Annotated in this window: 11 protein-coding genes and 2 pseudogenes; 4 read left to right on the top strand and 9 right to left on the bottom strand. The window is 56.5% G+C overall.

From position 1 onward, the window contains the following. Window positions 1–3: 3 nt before the first annotated feature. From AC4ANK_RS15580 to AC4ANK_RS15570, 3 genes are all read right to left on the bottom strand, one after another. Window positions 4–954: an ABC transporter permease gene (locus tag AC4ANK_RS15580; protein ID WP_002553314.1), complete on the bottom strand. Its 951-nt coding sequence runs from the start codon at window positions 952–954 to the stop codon at window positions 4–6. Beyond that, entirely contained in the window at window positions 951–2,582 is a 1,632-nt protein-coding gene (locus AC4ANK_RS15575; protein WP_002553315.1) for an ABC transporter substrate-binding protein, read from the bottom strand. Before AC4ANK_RS15575 ends, AC4ANK_RS15580 begins: the two co-directional genes overlap by 4 nt. Before the next feature lie 447 nt (window positions 2,583–3,029). Beyond that, window positions 3,030–3,932, bottom strand: a complete 903-nt coding sequence (locus AC4ANK_RS15570; protein WP_002553316.1) for a LysR family transcriptional regulator — start codon at window positions 3,930–3,932, stop codon at window positions 3,030–3,032. A 139-nt stretch (window positions 3,933–4,071) separates the two neighbouring features. On the opposite strand from AC4ANK_RS15570, the gene AC4ANK_RS15565 reads away from it, so the two are divergent. Further along, on the top strand, window positions 4,072–5,169 hold the full coding sequence (locus tag AC4ANK_RS15565) for an NADH:flavin oxidoreductase (protein ID WP_002553317.1): 1,098 nt from the start codon (window positions 4,072–4,074) through the stop codon (window positions 5,167–5,169). A 16-nt stretch (window positions 5,170–5,185) separates the two neighbouring features. Here the strand turns inward: AC4ANK_RS15565 and AC4ANK_RS15560 are convergent, their stop codons facing one another. After that, window positions 5,186–5,842: an NAD(P)H-binding protein gene (locus AC4ANK_RS15560; RefSeq protein ID WP_002553318.1), complete on the bottom strand. Its 657-nt coding sequence runs from the start codon at window positions 5,840–5,842 to the stop codon at window positions 5,186–5,188. 81 nt (window positions 5,843–5,923) lie between these two features. Then, window positions 5,924–6,997, bottom strand: a complete 1,074-nt coding sequence (locus tag AC4ANK_RS15555; RefSeq protein WP_460385202.1) for an acyltransferase family protein — start codon at window positions 6,995–6,997, stop codon at window positions 5,924–5,926. 501 nt (window positions 6,998–7,498) lie between these two features. Here AC4ANK_RS15555 and AC4ANK_RS15550 point away from each other — a divergent pair. Beyond that, window positions 7,499–7,924 (top strand): VOC family protein, encoded by a 426-nt coding sequence (locus tag AC4ANK_RS15550; RefSeq protein ID WP_002553320.1) that lies wholly within the window; start codon window positions 7,499–7,501, stop codon window positions 7,922–7,924. A gap of 58 nt (window positions 7,925–7,982) precedes the next feature. Here the strand turns inward: AC4ANK_RS15550 and AC4ANK_RS15545 are convergent, their stop codons facing one another. The 3 genes and pseudogenes from AC4ANK_RS15545 to AC4ANK_RS15535 all read right to left on the bottom strand — a co-directional run bounded on the left by AC4ANK_RS15545 (window position 7,983) and on the right by AC4ANK_RS15535 (window position 11,559). Continuing rightward, entirely contained in the window at window positions 7,983–8,858 is an 876-nt protein-coding gene (locus tag AC4ANK_RS15545; protein ID WP_002553321.1) for a LysR family transcriptional regulator, read from the bottom strand. A gap of 124 nt (window positions 8,859–8,982) precedes the next feature. Further along, window positions 8,983–10,831: pseudogene (locus AC4ANK_RS15540) on the bottom strand (ABC transporter ATP-binding protein). Between the two features lie 101 nt (window positions 10,832–10,932). Continuing rightward, window positions 10,933–11,559: a TetR/AcrR family transcriptional regulator gene (locus tag AC4ANK_RS15535; protein ID WP_002553323.1), complete on the bottom strand. Its 627-nt coding sequence runs from the start codon at window positions 11,557–11,559 to the stop codon at window positions 10,933–10,935. A gap of 110 nt (window positions 11,560–11,669) precedes the next feature. On the opposite strand from AC4ANK_RS15535, the gene AC4ANK_RS15530 reads away from it, so the two are divergent. Continuing rightward, on the top strand, window positions 11,670–12,857 hold the full coding sequence (locus tag AC4ANK_RS15530; RefSeq protein WP_002553324.1) for an MFS transporter: 1,188 nt from the start codon (window positions 11,670–11,672) through the stop codon (window positions 12,855–12,857). A gap of 106 nt (window positions 12,858–12,963) precedes the next feature. Here the strand turns inward: AC4ANK_RS15530 and AC4ANK_RS15525 are convergent. Further along, window positions 12,964–13,649, bottom strand: a pseudogene (locus tag AC4ANK_RS15525) (hypothetical protein). 222 nt (window positions 13,650–13,871) lie between these two features. Here AC4ANK_RS15525 and AC4ANK_RS15520 point away from each other — a divergent pair. Continuing rightward, on the top strand, window positions 13,872–15,449 hold the full coding sequence (locus AC4ANK_RS15520; protein WP_002553326.1) for a sensor domain-containing diguanylate cyclase: 1,578 nt from the start codon (window positions 13,872–13,874) through the stop codon (window positions 15,447–15,449). The last annotated feature ends 113 nt before the right edge of the window (window positions 15,450–15,562 follow it).

Below are 15,562 nucleotides of genomic sequence, written 5' to 3'. Positions count from 1 at the left end.
GCGTCAGGAGACCTTTGGCGTGTGGGCGATGCGCGGATCCAGCGCGGGGTACAGCAGGTCAACGATCAGGTTGATCACGACGAAAGCAGCTGCCGAGACCGCAACGATGGCCAGCACCACCGGAATGTCCTGGCGCAGCACGGCCTCCTGGGCAAGACGACCGACCCCGGAGCGGGCGAAAATGGTTTCCACCAGCACGGCACCGGACACGGTGTTGCCCACTTGCAGACCGATCAGCGTCAACAGCGGCAAGGCAGCGTTCTTGAACGCATGGCGGGCCTGAACCTGGGCGCGAGTGAGGCCCTTGGCGTAGGCGGTAATGATGTATGGCTCTTTCCAGACGCCCTGAAAGCCGCGTTGTAAAACCTGCGCGTACACTGCAGCACTGGGGATCGCCAGTGTGACAGCGGGCAATATCAAGCTGGAAAAGCCCTGATTGCCGGTCGCTGGAAACCAGCCAAGGCTGAATGCGAACAGCTGAATAAACAACAGGCCCATCCAGAATACCGGTACTGAGAAGCCCAGCGACGGCAGCCGGGACAAGGCGACCTTCAACGGCTGCCAGCGCACGTAGGCGGTGAGGTAAGCCAGCCCGACGCCACCGATCAGCGACAGAACAATGGCCAGCCCCGCCAGGCTCAGGGTTTGCGGCAAACGTTCGACCAGCAGTTCCGAAACCGGACGATTGAGTGTCAGCGAATTGCCGAAGTCCCCCTGAACAGCGCCCCACAGCAGGTCGACATATTGCTCGAAGACGCCTCGGTCCAGCCCGTAATAGAGCTTGGCTTGAGCCAGGTCCTGCGCGGACAGGGAGTCGATTTCGACACCTGAGGCGCTGAGCATGATCGACAAGGTATCGCCGGGCAGCAGATACAGAATGAAGTAGGTGATGCTGTAGGCACCCCAGAGTACCAGCAGCGCCTGGGCGATCCGGCTGAGGATATAACGGCTCATGGCGCTGCGATCTCGATATCGTTGAACAGCGCAAAGCCTTCCGCCGTCCAGTGGAAGTTACGCACGTTTTTCGCCGTGGCGGCTTGCCAGACCCGCTCGTAGACCGGGAATGCCGAACCTTCATCGATCAGCAGGTCCTGCAGGTCGCCATAGGCTTTTGCGCGTTGTTCGCTGCGCGTGGCGGTCAGCCCGGCGTCAAACAGTTCCAGGGCTTTGGGCAGCGTTTGCGGTGCGTAAAGGTTGGTCGCCAATGTCGAACTGTTGGCGCTACGCGGGTCGATGATGGTCTGCAGGATGATCGGGTCGGCGCGGGTCATGTAGGTGGACGTCAGGTCATAATTGCCTGCCGCATTGGCAGCTGCCCATTCGGCGGTGGTCACCACGTTGAGCTTGAGCTCGATACCCACTTTGCGCAGCTGATCCTGAATCAGCACATCACCAGCGGTTTCAGCGGGGGACAGGTTGTAGGCCAGCTTCAGTCGTTTGCCGTCCTTGTACCGATAGCCGTCGGCGTTCTTCTGCCAGCCGGCTTCGTCGAGCAAACGCTCTGCACCCTGAGGGTCATAGGCCAGTCTGTCGGCCTGATTCTTGTAAAACGGCGTGGTGACGTCGTAGATACCCGACACCGCCGGAAATTGCGGGTTGTAGACAGTGGCGGCGTAGGTCTTGCGGTCGATGGCTTTTTGTAGCGCCAGACGCACATTGCGGTCAGCGAGGATGCGATTGCCGCGCGTGTTGGGGTACATATTCAGGGCCGGCCCTGGCAGCGAGCGGCTCTGGATAGTCGCGCCCCTGGATTTGAACAGGTTCAGGTCCACTTCGGAAAACGGGTTGCGTGGCCAGAGGATGTCCACCTGGCCCTGAACGAACTGGCCGTTGCGCACGCTCTCTTCCGGAACGTAACTGACCTCGACCGCATCCAGATGCGCCTCGCCCCTGTTCTGCGCATTGGCCGATGGCCATGCATAGCCCTTGCGTTTGATCAGGCGCAAACCGCTTTCAGGGGTGTAGCGCTCCAGCACGAATGGCCCGGTGCCGATGATTGCACCCAGCGAGCGTTCCTTGACGCTGAGTGTGTAGGACTCCGGGGCAAGAATGGCGAGGTTGGTGGTTGAGGTGGCTTGCAGAAAGCCCGCATTTGGCGTGGCCAGCACCAGTTTGACAGTGAAATCGTCGACGACTTCGGCGTGGTCGTAACCCTTCAGGTAGGTCGCGCCAAAGGTTGCAGGCAATTGCACGGCAAACGCTTTATTGCTGTCGTAGGCGGTCTTCACGGCCTGTGCGTCGAAGCGCGTGCCATTGCTGAACGTCACATCCTTGCGCAAGTGGAAGGTGTACTCCAGCGCGTTTTCACTGACGTCCCAGCGTTCTGCCAGCCAGGGAATGATAGTGCCGGTCTGTGGGTTCTGATCGGTCAGCGACTCGGCGACATTACGCAGCACCACGCGGTGCTCCAGCCAATACACCTGGAACGGATCAAGGCTGACCAGCGTGGTGTTGTCTCTGAAGAAAGCTACTTTAAGCGTCTTGCTTGCCTGGCCTTCTTGCCCAGAGGGCGAGCAGCCGAGCAGGGTGAGGGCAGTAATGACGGCGAATAACAGGCGTGCAAGAAGAGGGCGCACGGTCATCGCGCTGTCCTCCGATATACGAATCTGTAGGCGAAAGTCGAAGGTTGAGTGCGGTGCATGGAAAAGTCCTCTTCAAGTCGAGCGCAGCGATCCGGCTGGTTTTAAGACCGTATTCTTATGTAAGGAGGCTGTAAAAGTATTTTTTCTTATAAGCTAATATAGGTTTTTATGATTTATTTGATAGTTTATTATGCTTTATAGGTATTTTATGGCGCTTGGTTAATGTCTGCGGTGTAGGTTCGCAGCGATTCCAGAGAGAAGCGTGGTGGAACCTGTTCTTTCCTGATCGCCACACATTGCTGATTTTGCGGGTGAGTCAGCCCGCAGCATCAGGGCGCGCAGGCGAATCCAGCAGCGGAATTGTCGCTGAGTATCCTGATCACGCAGCCCATGCAGGTCTGATTGCAGTGGATGGTTTGCGAACCGGCTTGATGCCGGTTCGTTCGTTTACAAGGTGGCTCCCGCCGCGCCTGCCTTGCTCTTGAGCGCTGCTTCAAGGCGGTCAATGAACAGGCGCACCCTGTGAGGAACGCGCTGGCGTGTTGGCAGCACTGCCGTGACAGACAGCTGTTCGGGCATGGCATCTTCGAAGTCCACCTGCTGAAGGCTGCCTTCGTTGATTTCCTGTCGGACATCCCAATAGGTCAGCATGGCCAGTCCCATACCTTGTTTACATGCCGTGCGCACGGCCTCGACGCTGTTGGCAGAGAAGGGGCCCTGAGCGCGAATGGTGATGGGCTCGCCGTTTTTTGTGAACGACCACCAGGGCATTGCGTGCAAGGCAATGCACGGGTGGTGTCTGAGTTCCTCCAGTAGCGCTGGTTTGCCGTGCCTCGCCAGGTAGTCTGGGCTTGCACACACCACCCGTGGGTTGGGTGCCAGCGATCTGGCCACCAGAGCGGAGTCACGTATCGTGGCGATCCGAATGGCGACATCAATGCCCATCCCGACAATGTCCACGATGCTGTCCGACAACGTCAGGTCGATACTCAGGGCGGGATTCTCCTGCATCAATACCGGCAGTAGCGGCATGATCACGGTCTGACCAAACACGCTGGGCGCGGTGACCCGCAACACGCCACTGGCTGTACCGGTATCGCCTTTCAGCGTGGCGCGGGCAGTTTCGCTGGCGTGCAGCATGGTTTTGGCGTGTGGCAGAAACACTTCGCCCTCTGGCGTCAGTGATACCGAGCGGGTTGTACGGTGAAACAGCCTGACCCCCAGGTCGTTTTCCAGCGCAGCCAGACGTCTGGAGATTGCCATCGGTGACAACCCGAGTCGACGCGCCGCTTCCGACAGGCTTCTGCTGGAAGCAATGGCTGCGAACACCTCTATATCAGATATTTGCACGGATTCTATCCATTTTCGTTAAAGCGCCTTATCTGAACGGCCGGGTTCCAATGGTCTTCGCCAGCCCTTACCGTTGCCGCAGGTTCTGTCCATGACTGCGGGCAATTCGCAGGCGATCTGCACAGTGAGGGTTTGAAGTATGAGCGAGATAAACAAACACGTTACAGCCCCGTTCGACATGGGTCATCTCAAACTTAAGAACAGGTTTGCGGTGGCACCCATGACACGCGTGAGCGCGGACGAGCAGGGCAGTGCAACGCAGAACATGACGCGCTATTACGAGCGGTTCGCCAAGGGTGGTTTTGGCCTGATCATCACCGAGGGCAACTATACAGATCGCAGTTCTTCCCAAGGCTACCGCTTCCAGCCCGGGCTCACCGATGACGAGCAGGCTCAGGCATGGCGTGCCACGACCAATGCTGTGCACCGGCATGGCAGTGTCATGATTGCGCAGCTCATGCACGCAGGCGCACTCAGCCAGGCCAATCGCTTCGTCAGCGAGTCGGCGGGCCCTTCGGCCATTCGTCCCAAGGGCGAACAGATGGCGTTCTATTACGGCGCGGGCAGCTATCGGATTCCGCGAGCCATGAGCGACAAGGATATCGCCGAGGCCATCGACGGGTTCGCCCGTGCCACGCAGCTGGCCTTAGGCACTGCGGGCTTTGACGGTGTCGAGATTCACGGCGCAAACGGTTATTTACTGGACCAGTTTCTGACCGATTACAGCAATCAGCGTACCGATCAATGGGGAGGTGATGTTGAGCAGCGCCTGCGCCTGACGCTCGATGTGATTGCCGAGGTGAAAAAAGTGGCCGGGCAAGCCCCGGTCGGTGTGCGCCTTTCACAAGGCAAGGTCAACGATTTTCAACATAAATGGGCGGGAGGCGAGCGCGATGCCGAGATCATTTTCGGTGCGCTGGCAGATGCCGGAGTCGATTACATTCATGTGACGGAACACGAGGCATGGCAACCTGCTTTTGCCCAGGGTGACGCCAGCCTGATCAAACTGGCCCGTCGCTACGCGCCCGATGTTGCGCTGATCGCCAATGGCGGCTTGCACGACCCGGAAAAAGCCGAGCAGGTGCTGCGCGAGGGCGCTGACATCATCGCCGTGGGCAAGGGCGCCCTGGCAAACCCGGACCTGCCGCGGCTGCTGCTCGAAGGCCGAGCAGCCCGCGACTTTGATCCTGCCCTCCTCGGACCGATCGCCAACATCAAGGACAGCGAACTGGTCTGATTGCTTCTGATGAGTATCAGCGCTTGCTCAGCGTGCTTAATGCCAAGTCGATAGGCGTTGCGCCCTGGGTCAGTTCGATGATCTGCCGGGATATACCGGGTCGTTCGACCAGAGCAGCCAGGACGGCGGCTACGTCGTCGCGTGGTATTTCGCCATAAGCAATGGCCAGGCCTGCGCTGACCTTACCGCTGCCCTGGCTGTCGACCAGGGTGCCCGGTCTGAGAATCACCCAGTCCAGTTCTGAAGATGCCAGATACACATCGGCCTGTTTTTTAACCCGCATGTAATTCTCGAAACCGGCTGAAGTGTCTGTGCCGCGCGCAGCTTCAGGAAATGCCGACACCAGCAGGAAGCGATTTGCCTTGGCAAGCACCGCGGCTGCCACGGCGGTCTCAAGGCCCTTGCCATCAATGGCATTGGTCAGCTCGATGCCCGCGCCGCCGGCCCCGGCGGTGAAAACTACCACGTCGCTGCCTGCCATCAAACTCGCCAGTCGAGACGCATCCAGCTCGCTGAGGTTGCCGAGCAAGGGCAGGGCGCCGGTCTCTTTTATGGCCGCTGACTGCTCTTCCTTGCGGTGCAGTGCGAGCACTTCGTGACCGTTGTCGGCAAGGTTTTTTACAAGGCGTCGGCCGATCTTTCCGGCGGCACCGATGACGAAAACTTTTGACATGAGATCTTCCTCGCGCACGCTTGGCGGGCTTGAAATTTCGTGCTCTGAGACATCCTGAATAAGTATACCCATTGCAGAGCGTCAGTTGGTATACGGTTTTAGCCGAGCAGATAAAGCACTGGCGACTTTTTTACCGACCTTGATTGATGGCTTTTCAATCCACTTAAACATGACTGATGCCATAACGATACTGGCAGTGATCGACAGGATGAACACACCTGATTTCTCAGTGGGTGATGCATTTTTGGACATGAGTTGAGTCAAAAAAACCATCAGAGAGAAATGTACAAGATAGAGTGAGTAGGAAATATCACCGAGGAAAATCAACGTACGATTGCTACCTGCTTCAGAGCGATAACTGAGCATGATCACCGCCGTCATAATAGTCGCGGCTAGCCAGAATCCGCCGCTGATGCCATAGGCCTGCGGGCCGATAAAGCCGGCACTTATTGTTGCAAGCAAGAGCACCAGTCGCATGAATTTTCGTCCGAAAGGTGTTAGCAGGGGCAGTGTGTTCGCGAGAGTTAATTCGGCCAGCATCATGCCGAAGATGAATTCAAAAGCAATGGTGTTGCTAATCAGTTTAATCCAGGCCTGCCACCAGTGTATGACCACAATCGCTGGCGTTGACTGTGATGAGAAGTCAAACTGATCATTATAATAAAGTTGAAAGCCTACCGAAGACATGACAAAAACAAGGGCGCAGATATAGCTGCGGTAACGATAGCTGATGCTCATGGAAATAGTGAATATGAGGTAGAACATGATCTCGTATGACAGCGTCCAGGGTGGCCCCAATACGCTGAAACCAAAAGAGGGAGCCGGAAGACTGTAGTCCAACAGGCAAAAATAGAGGGTGCATGCCATCTGGTGAAGTGCTTTTTCTGGATAAACAAATAGATAGGAAAGCAGCCAGACGATAAAGAAAACCGGCCATATACGAAAGAGGCGTTTGACGATAAATGATATCGGTCTTTCAGTGGTCTGGTAAGTAATAAAAGTCATAATAAACCCACTGATGATAAAGAAAATATCCACGCCCAGTAGTCCAGGTATATGTTTTATCCAACCCTCCCCCAACAAAAAAACGTTATGGGGCAGAACGACAAGTAGCGCGGCGAATCCACGCAAATACTGTAACGAAACTATTCTCATTGACTGTATTCCCATCATTGATCGGGAGGAACATCGAAGGCGGATTTGAAAACAGGAAATAGCTGCGAGTGGATCAAGGTATTGGAAATACCGATCACCCCATGGCTGGAAAACCCTGTCCATATTCCAGTAATAGATCTCTCTTTGACCATTGCAGGCGAGTTGCATCAAGCCACCTCGCTCATCGATCCGTCTACTGTCAGAAATGACAGTTACCGCGTTTTTTTGATCAGTGGTCGCGAGACACTCAGTAATCCATATCCTGCGCAATCGGGGGCACCGGCCGTGCTGAATGCCTCTACGAGGCCGACGGCTTCGTCACGAGCGATCTGGTGGTTACCGCGCAGGTTATTGACAAAAATAATTTGTGCTTATGAAAAATTTATATTGATTTATTTTAGGTTGGCGTGGCTTTAGCATGAAGCTACCTTGAAAAAGCCGTCGGGCAGGGATCGTATCGTCCGACCTCATAAGCCAATAAGAGCTGTAATCGGAGTCCTGATGAGTCTTTCTCCTTTCCATCTTGCAATCCCTGTTTACGACCTGGCCGCGACACGTGCCTTTTACGGCGAAGTGTTCGGTCTTTCCGAAGGACGCTCCAGCGCACAGTGGGTCGATTTCGACTTCTACGGCCACCAGTTGGTGATCCACGAGCACCCGAAAACCGCTTCTCAAGAAAGTGTTCACAGCAACCCGGTGGATGGTCACGACGTACCTGTTCCGCACTTCGGCATCATTCTGGAATGGGGCCAGTGGGAGGCCCTGGCGGAACGCTTGAAATCCTTCGGCACCGAGTTCGTCATCGAACCCTACATTCGATTCAAAGGGCAGGTGGGTGAACAGGCGACCATGTTCCTGTTCGATCCCTGTGGTAATGCCCTTGAGTTCAAGGCCTTCAAGGACATGAGCCAGCTCTTCGCAAAATGATAAAAGGCCTGGCGCGCAACATTGCGCCAGGCCTCTTGAGTGATCAGCAAGTCCTGAGTCAGTGCTTGTTCAGGGCCTGCTGGTTAATCAGTTCGACCAGCGCTTGCACAGGCTCGCTCAGGCTGCGACGAGCGCGATGTACCAGCCCGATATCACGATGAAACGTGTGTTGTTGCAAATCGATGGAACGCACACCAGCAGGCCAGTCCTGACTGCTCGCGGTTTCTGGGACCAGTGCGACACCCACGCCATTGGCCACCAGTTTGATGATCGCATCCAGTTCATCGAGCTCGCATACTTCACGCAGGGAGACATGGGTTTGTCGCAGGAACCGGTCAACCTGACGGCCGCCAAACGACGATCGGTCATAGCGGATGAATGGGTGAGCTGAAACCAGCTCCGACCAGTCATCCCCAAGCGTATCGGCAGGGACGATAAGGCGATAGGGTTCGCTCACCAATGTGGTCCATCGCAAGTCACTGTGCAGCGAGAAGGGTGGGCGAATGATTGCGGCCATGTCGATCTCGCCAGCGTCCACCTGATTGACCAGATCCATGGACAGCCCCGGGATGACACGCGTCCTGCACGCGGCGAATCGTTGGTGAAACTCGGCAAGCGCCTGCGGCAGAAATGAGCGCTGTACAGAGGCAATCGCGCCGATAGTCACCAATACGTTAGCGGGCAACCCCACCGTTGCAGTGCCCAGGGCGTTGAATTGGCGCACCAGGTCCTGCCCCTGTAACAGCACCTGTTGGCCCATTCGGTTGAGTTGGGCTGAGCGTCCTTTTCGGTCAAACAGCTCGACACCGAGTTCCGCCTCCAGACGTTGCATCTGCGCACTGACGGCGGCCTGGGTGAGTCCTATCTTGCTACCGGCAGCCGCAAAAGTCCCTTCTCTGGCCACGGCAATAAATGTTTTCAGTTCTTTGATCATGATCAAATAATAATTGTATTTTTACTGAAAATGCATTTATTAAATTTGTTATTGGCGGGTTGTCCCGCCCGTATGTGAGCGATCACGAATGGCGACAGCCATTGCGGACCGCTCACACTTATACCTACTCCATGGCCTCGGTCAAACCATGATCTTCGCCGAGAAATCCGCCGCTCTGGTGATGCCACAGCCGCGCATAGGTGCCGTTCTTGCCGAGCAGTTCGGCATGGGTGCCTTGCTCGATGATGCGACCGTCGTCCATGACAATGAGCCGGTCCATGGCTGCGATGGTAGACAGGCGATGGGCGATGGCGATCACGGTCTTGCCTTTCATCATTTCATCGAGGCTTTCCTGAATAGCCACTTCGACTTCCGAGTCCAGCGCGCTGGTGGCCTCGTCCAGCAGCAGGATCGGCGCGTTCTTGAGCATCACCCGGGCAATCGCGACACGTTGACGCTGACCGCCCGACAGCTTGATGCCACGCTCACCCACCAGGGTGTCGTAGCCGCTATTGCCCTGCTTGTCGCTCAGTTGGCTGATGAACCCATCGGCCTGGGCACTGGCCGCCGCGCTGTGGATTTGCGCATCAGTCGCGTCGGGACGGCCATAGGCGATGTTGTCGCGAATGGAACGGTGCAGCAGGGACGTGTCCTGAGTGACCATGCCGATGGCGCTACGCAGGCTGTCCTGGGTGACATGCGCAATATTTTGCCCGTCGATGCTGATCGCTGTCCAAGTCATAGAAGCGCAACAGCAGGTTGATGAGTGTGGACTTACCGGCGCCGGAGCGACCCACCAGGCCGATTTTTTCACCTGGACGAATGCTCAGGTTCAGCGCATCGAGCACCTGGCGTTCGCCGTTGTAATTGAAACTCACATTATCAAAGGTTACCGCACCACCCGTAGTGACCAGGGCGGCTGCATCCGGCGCATCCTGAACCTTGGGGCCGCGGGTCAAGGTTTCCATACCGTCCTGTACAGTGCCAATGTTCTCGAACAGCGAGGTCATTTGCCACATGATCCAGTGCGACATGCCATTGACGCGCAACGCCATGGCGGTAATCGCCGCTACGGCACCGGTGCCAACCTGACCCTGGTGCCACAGCCACAGTGCATAACCACCTGCACCCATGATCAACGCGACCACCAATACCTGATTGACGATCTCGAACTGGCTGACCAGGCGCATCTGGCGAAAGCCGGTGAGCTTGAAGTCCTCCATCGCAGCGCGTGCGAAGTGCGCCTCACGTTTGGAGTGGGAGAACAGCTTCACCGTGGTGATGTTGGTGTAGGCATCCGAGATACGCCCGGTCATCGATGAGCGCGCGTTAGCCTGCTCCTGTCCGACTTTGCCCAGGCGAGGCACGAAATACAGCATGGCCAGACCGAACAGGGCGATCCAGGCAATGAAAGGCAGCATCAGCTTCAGGTCGAAGCCGCCGGCCAATGCAATGATCGCGATGAAGTACACCCCGATTCCGGGTGCGATTTCGATGAGGGTGAACAGCACCTCACGCACCGACAGGGCCGTCTGCATCACCTTGGTGGTGACACGGCCAGAGAATTCATCGGAGAAAAAAGAAAGGCTTTGGCGCAACATCAACCGATGGAAATCCCAGCGCAGCCGCAATGGCAGGTTGATCGCCAATACCTGGTGCTGCACCATCGTACGCAACGCCACCAGCCCGATGCTGGTCAGCAATACCAGACCGATGCCCCACAGCACGCTACTTTCCTGCATGGCCGTCGCGTCGCCGGCCTTCCACGCCGACAGCAGGTCCACGACCTGTCCGAGGAAAGAAAACAGCCACGCTTCGTAAATCGATACGCCGGCACTCAATAGCGCAAGCGCCAGGATATAGCCACGAGCCCCCCGTGTGCAGGCCCAGAGAAACCGCACCAGACCGTCAGGAGGCGGCGGCACTTCGTCGGGCGGGAAGGGGTCGAGCCATTTTTCAAACGCGCGAAGCATGGTGGTCTCCGAAAGGATTTAGTGAAGATTCTGGCATTGGACGCCTATGCACAATGCGTCGAGGCATTACCAGGGAATGCAGAGGTTTCTGAGCTCACGGGTCATTGGTCGTCGGCAACACTACGCATGCTATCCCACAGTCCCATCATTTGAGTGACTGCAGCATCCAGTGTGGCATATGGAACACCGTCGCGAGCCAGTGTAGACAAGCCCAGAAGAAAACTGTCGAACGCAGCAGCGAGGGTCTCCGGTATCACCGTCGCGGGCAGCTCCCCTGCGGCAACGGCGCGGTGGATGCAGGCAACGATACCCGCACGATTCAGGTTCCGGGCTTTTGCGAGCGGTTCGGAAATAGCCTTGCTCTCTTCCGTGCAAGCGCTCATCAGGCCTAACGCCACCAGGCATCCCTTGGGATGATCGGGCTCGCACTGCATTTTTGCGGACCGGCGAAGGGTAAGTTCAATCGCCTCCCTGGGCGGCAGAGTGTTGTCAAACAGGCTGTCGGTAACCCGACCGTGGGTGGCGAGGTAGCGCTCCATCACCTCATTGAACAGCGCCTGTTTCGAGCCAAAAGCGGCGTAAAAGCTTGGCGCGGTAATGCCTCCGCCTATGTTCGCCTTCAATTGGCTCAAGGATGTCGCATCGTATCCATGCTCCCAGAACAAATGCAGCGCCTGATTGATTGCCACGTCACGGTCAAACGTGCGCGGACGTCCCATCTTTGCCATGCCAGGTCTCCTTCAGAATCATTTAAATACTAGTCGATACATAAGTCATTGACTACCTTGGATGTCCTGCCTATATTTGTATCGATCAGTATATTAGTGGAGAGATTCGAATGACGGCAGACGAGAAACAGAGCGAAAAACTTCCGCTCGGGGCATTGCTGGCTTTGGCGATGACAGGGTTCATTTGCATCGTGACCGAGACGTTGCCTGCGGGTTTGCTGCCCGAAATCGGCAGTGGCCTGGGAGTCTCGGCATCGTTTGCAGGGCAAATGGTGACTGTTTATGCGTTGGGCTCACTGCTGGCAGCCATTCCGCTGACCATCGCTACGCAGAGCTGGCGCCGCCGAACAGTCTTGTTGCTGACGATTGTCGGCTTCCTGATATTCAATTCCGTCACTGCGCTGTCTTCCAGCTACTGGCTGACCCTGATCGCGAGGTTTTTCGCTGGTGTCTCTGCGGGGCTGGCCTGGAGCCTTATCGCGGGTTACGCACGACGTATGGTCGTCCCGCAATTGCAGGGCCGCGCGCTGGCGGTCGCGATGGTAGGAACGCCCATCGCGTTGTCATTGGGCGTGCCTCTCGGAACCTGGCTGGGCGGGTTGATGGGCTGGCGCATGGCATTCGGGTTGATGTCCGGAATGACCCTGCTGTTGATCATCTGGGTGCTGATCAAAGTGCCGGATTACCCTGGTCAGTCCGCTTCACAGCGCATGGCATTGCGTCAGGTCTTTTTCACCCCTGGCGTACGCTCGGTACTGGGAGTGGTCTTCACCTGGATGCTGGCTCACAACATTCTTTATACCTACGTCGCGCCGTTTGTTTCCGAGGCCGGGTTGGCGAGTGACGTTGATTTGGTATTGCTGACATTTGGTGTCGCCGCGCTGGCAGGCATCTGGGTAACGGGACGGCTGGTTGATCGTCATTTACGCAAGACCGTGCTGGCCAGCCTCGCGAGCTTTGCGGCGGTTTCGGTGTTCCTGGGCCTGTTTTCTGGCTCGGCCCTGGCCATCTATGGAGGCGTATTTATCTGGGGCCTGACCTTTGGGGGTGCCGCCACGCTTCTGCAAACCGCGCTCGCCGACTCGGCAGGTGAGGGCGCTGATGTGGCGCTTTCGATGAATGTCGTTGTCTGGAACAGCGCTATTGCAGGCGGTGGGCTACTGGGCGGCGTGTTGCTTGGGCAGTGGGGCGTGAGCTCGTTTACGTGGGTCTTGTTTGCATTATTAGTGCTGAGCCTGGTTATTGCGCTGCGTGCGCGGGCTCATGGTTTTGCGAGAGGCGATCGGCTGATGGAGTAAATCGGTGCCAGTGGCTGGAGACAACCACTGGACTTGCTCTTCGCTCAACACATGGTCGTCGGCGAGGCGAGCGCCATGGCGTTATCGCATCGCCGGCCGATCGTCATTACGCAATGCTGTAAGCGTTGAATGCCTTGCCCTGTTGCAGGGCGGTGACGATGTTTTTACGGGTCACCGGCAGTTCGCTGCCTTCATTGTCGACGAAGGTTGTTTCCTGCAGTTCGGCGGTGTCGCCTTCGCCGACGACAAAGGTGAAACCAAGGAACTCGAGGGCTTCGCGGTCGACATTAAGGTTGGAACGCGGGGTGCGTAACGGCAGGCTGACACTCTGGCCATCCTTGCTGATGGTGTAGACCTCGGCTTCCTTGCGGGCACGCGTCGTTTTGCTCTTGGCGGTATTGGGGTTGCTGATCGCCTGATGCGTCTGGTTCAGCACCTTGAGCGCCAGGCCGTAGACCAGTTCCTGAAATGCCGGGTCATTCTTGTAGCTGGACAGAATACGGCTGATCGGGAACTGCGTGCCAAGATCGGCCAGTGCTGCGCTGTCTGCCGCTTCGGCAGTTTCAGTTGGCCCATCAGTTCGTAGGCTTTGTCGTCATCGTGCTCATCCTGCGCCAGACGAATGGCGGCACGCAGCTCACGGATTTCTTCGCTTTCCTTGGCGGTCTGGAACGCATCAAGCACCATCTCGCTGATGGTCTTGGCCTGCGGCACGTGCTGGGAAAGACCAATTGCGCTTTCGTATTCCAGCTTGGAGGAGGTCAGGGCTTCGTTGGTCTGGGAATCAGGCATTGAATTTCACTATTTCAGGTTTGAGGCGCGAAAGGCTCAGGGCGTTTCGGGGGGCGTAATTTAGTGGAGCAACGCGAGGATGTCACGGACCATTAGCCAGGAGGTCCAGTCAGCACCTCGGCTTTGACCGAAGACAAGCAAGAAGTGAAGGCACTGGCCAGACCCGCTATCAGGGTACGAAAGATGCATGGAGCGTTCAAAAGTCAATTTGATGACGCACCCATGAAGCATGTTTATCGTCCCTCGGTCAGGCTCGCGCCTTCCATGCTCACCAAAGCACTGATTGGCTTTATTGCCCTGGTGTGTGTATCGCTGGTTTTGGCTACAGCCTGGCAGATGAACCAGTCCAGGCGTGAGCGTGTCGCTACCGCCACAATTACGGTTTCAAACATTGTTCTTGCTGCCGAGCAGCAAGCTCAGGATACGGTACGACAGGCTGATAATACGCTGCGTGATCTCGTGGAACGCGTGGAACACGATGGTGTAGAAGGGCCTCAGCAAGCTCGATTGGCGAAGCGAATGGCTCAGGACGTGTTGAACGTCAACGGCATTCAAGGGCTTTTTATCTACGATGCCCAAGGCAACTGGGTCGCCAACTCTTTTTCTCGAGGTATACAGTTAAAAAACAACAGCGACCGCGCGTACTTCGTCTATCACCGCGACAACGCCGACGAGTCCATCCACATCGGCTCCATCATTGAGAGCCGCAGCACGGGAGACAGGGTCATCCCGATCAGCCGACGTATCAATACTGCGGATGGCACATTTGCAGGTGTGGCTCTGGCGACTGTGCCTGTGGCCTATTTTCAATCATTCTTCAAACGCATGGATGTGGACGACAAGGGCGTTATTTTCCTCGCGCTGAACAATGGCGACCTGCTGGCTCGACGACCGACGCTGGCAGCATTGATGACCACCAATATCGCCAAAGGTGATCTTTTCACTCGCTATCTGCCATACAGCGACAGCGGCACCGCTGTGTTCAAGTCTGTAGTGGATGGCGTGGAAAGAATTTATGCCTATCGGCGGGTGTCCGGATTGCCCATCGTCGCCGCCGCTGGTGTGTCCTGCGAGTATGTATTCGCCCCTTGGTGGGCTTATGCATATCGATCCATGGCGCTGGTCGGCATGATCAGTTTGACCCTGGTTTTACTCGGCATCTTGTTATACAGGCAAATCCGACACCTGATCACTGCGGAAAATGAGTTGAGTGTCGCCAGAGCCGACCTCGAGATCATCGCCAGGACCGACAGTTTGACGCATCTGGCCAATCGGCGTTGTTTCGACGCTACCTTTCAACTGGAGTGGGAACGAGCTTCCAGAGATAACTCATCCATCGCCCTTATTTTGTTGGATATTGACTGGTTCAAACAATACAACGACTGCTACGGCCATCTGCGGGGCGACGACTGCCTAAGCCAGGTAGCGGGGCTTATCGGAAGCGGTATCAAGCGGCCTGGCGACCTGGCCGCACGATATGGCGGAGAAGAGTTTGTGATTCTGTTGCCTGGCACAGATTTAACAGGTGCTTTAAGCGTTGCCGAAGAGGTCAGGTTATCCATTGAAAACGCATTAATAGAGCACTCCGCCAGCCCGCTGGGCAACGTAACAATCAGCTCGGGCGTGGTGGCGATCAACGCACTCGAGACGGAGGGTTACACAGCGGCCCTGAGGGAAGCAGATCGACTTCTTTACTGCGCCAAAACCAGAGGTCGCAACTGCGTCGAGGGGCGGTCGATGGCCCATTCCACACGAAAGCAGTTCATAGGCCAGCCCGTTCTGGATTCAGGCCGCTGCTGAGTTGAGGTCTTGTAAAGTCATGACCGCTTTTTACCATCCAAAAGGTCTTTCGACGACGAGCTTAAAGTTTCCGGATTTGGGTCGATAGCCTCTTTAATATGTCAATAATAATT

This window comes from Pseudomonas sp. Pmew2, from assembly GCF_058129885.1.
The sequence above is the reverse complement of the archived record's forward strand: the minus strand, read 5'-3'. Positions and strand labels throughout refer to the sequence as shown.

Coding starts and splice junctions, on each gene's coding strand:
- AC4ANK_RS15580 (WP_002553314.1), bottom strand. CDS start 954: ATGAGCCGTTATATCCTCAGCCGGATCGCCCAGGCGCTGCTGGTACTC.
- AC4ANK_RS15575 (WP_002553315.1), bottom strand. CDS start 2,582: ATGACCGTGCGCCCTCTTCTTGCACGCCTGTTATTCGCCGTCATTACT.
- AC4ANK_RS15565 (WP_002553317.1), top strand. CDS start 4,072: ATGAGCGAGATAAACAAACACGTTACAGCCCCGTTCGACATGGGTCAT.
- AC4ANK_RS15560 (WP_002553318.1), bottom strand. CDS start 5,842: ATGTCAAAAGTTTTCGTCATCGGTGCCGCCGGAAAGATCGGCCGACGC.
- AC4ANK_RS15555 (WP_460385202.1), bottom strand. CDS start 6,997: ATGAGAATAGTTTCGTTACAGTATTTGCGTGGATTCGCCGCGCTACTT.
- AC4ANK_RS15550 (WP_002553320.1), top strand. CDS start 7,499: ATGAGTCTTTCTCCTTTCCATCTTGCAATCCCTGTTTACGACCTGGCC.
- AC4ANK_RS15545 (WP_002553321.1), bottom strand. CDS start 8,858: ATGATCAAAGAACTGAAAACATTTATTGCCGTGGCCAGAGAAGGGACT.
- AC4ANK_RS15535 (WP_002553323.1), bottom strand. CDS start 11,559: ATGGCAAAGATGGGACGTCCGCGCACGTTTGACCGTGACGTGGCAATC.
- AC4ANK_RS15530 (WP_002553324.1), top strand. CDS start 11,670: ATGACGGCAGACGAGAAACAGAGCGAAAAACTTCCGCTCGGGGCATTG.
- AC4ANK_RS15520 (WP_002553326.1), top strand. CDS start 13,872: ATGAAGCATGTTTATCGTCCCTCGGTCAGGCTCGCGCCTTCCATGCTC.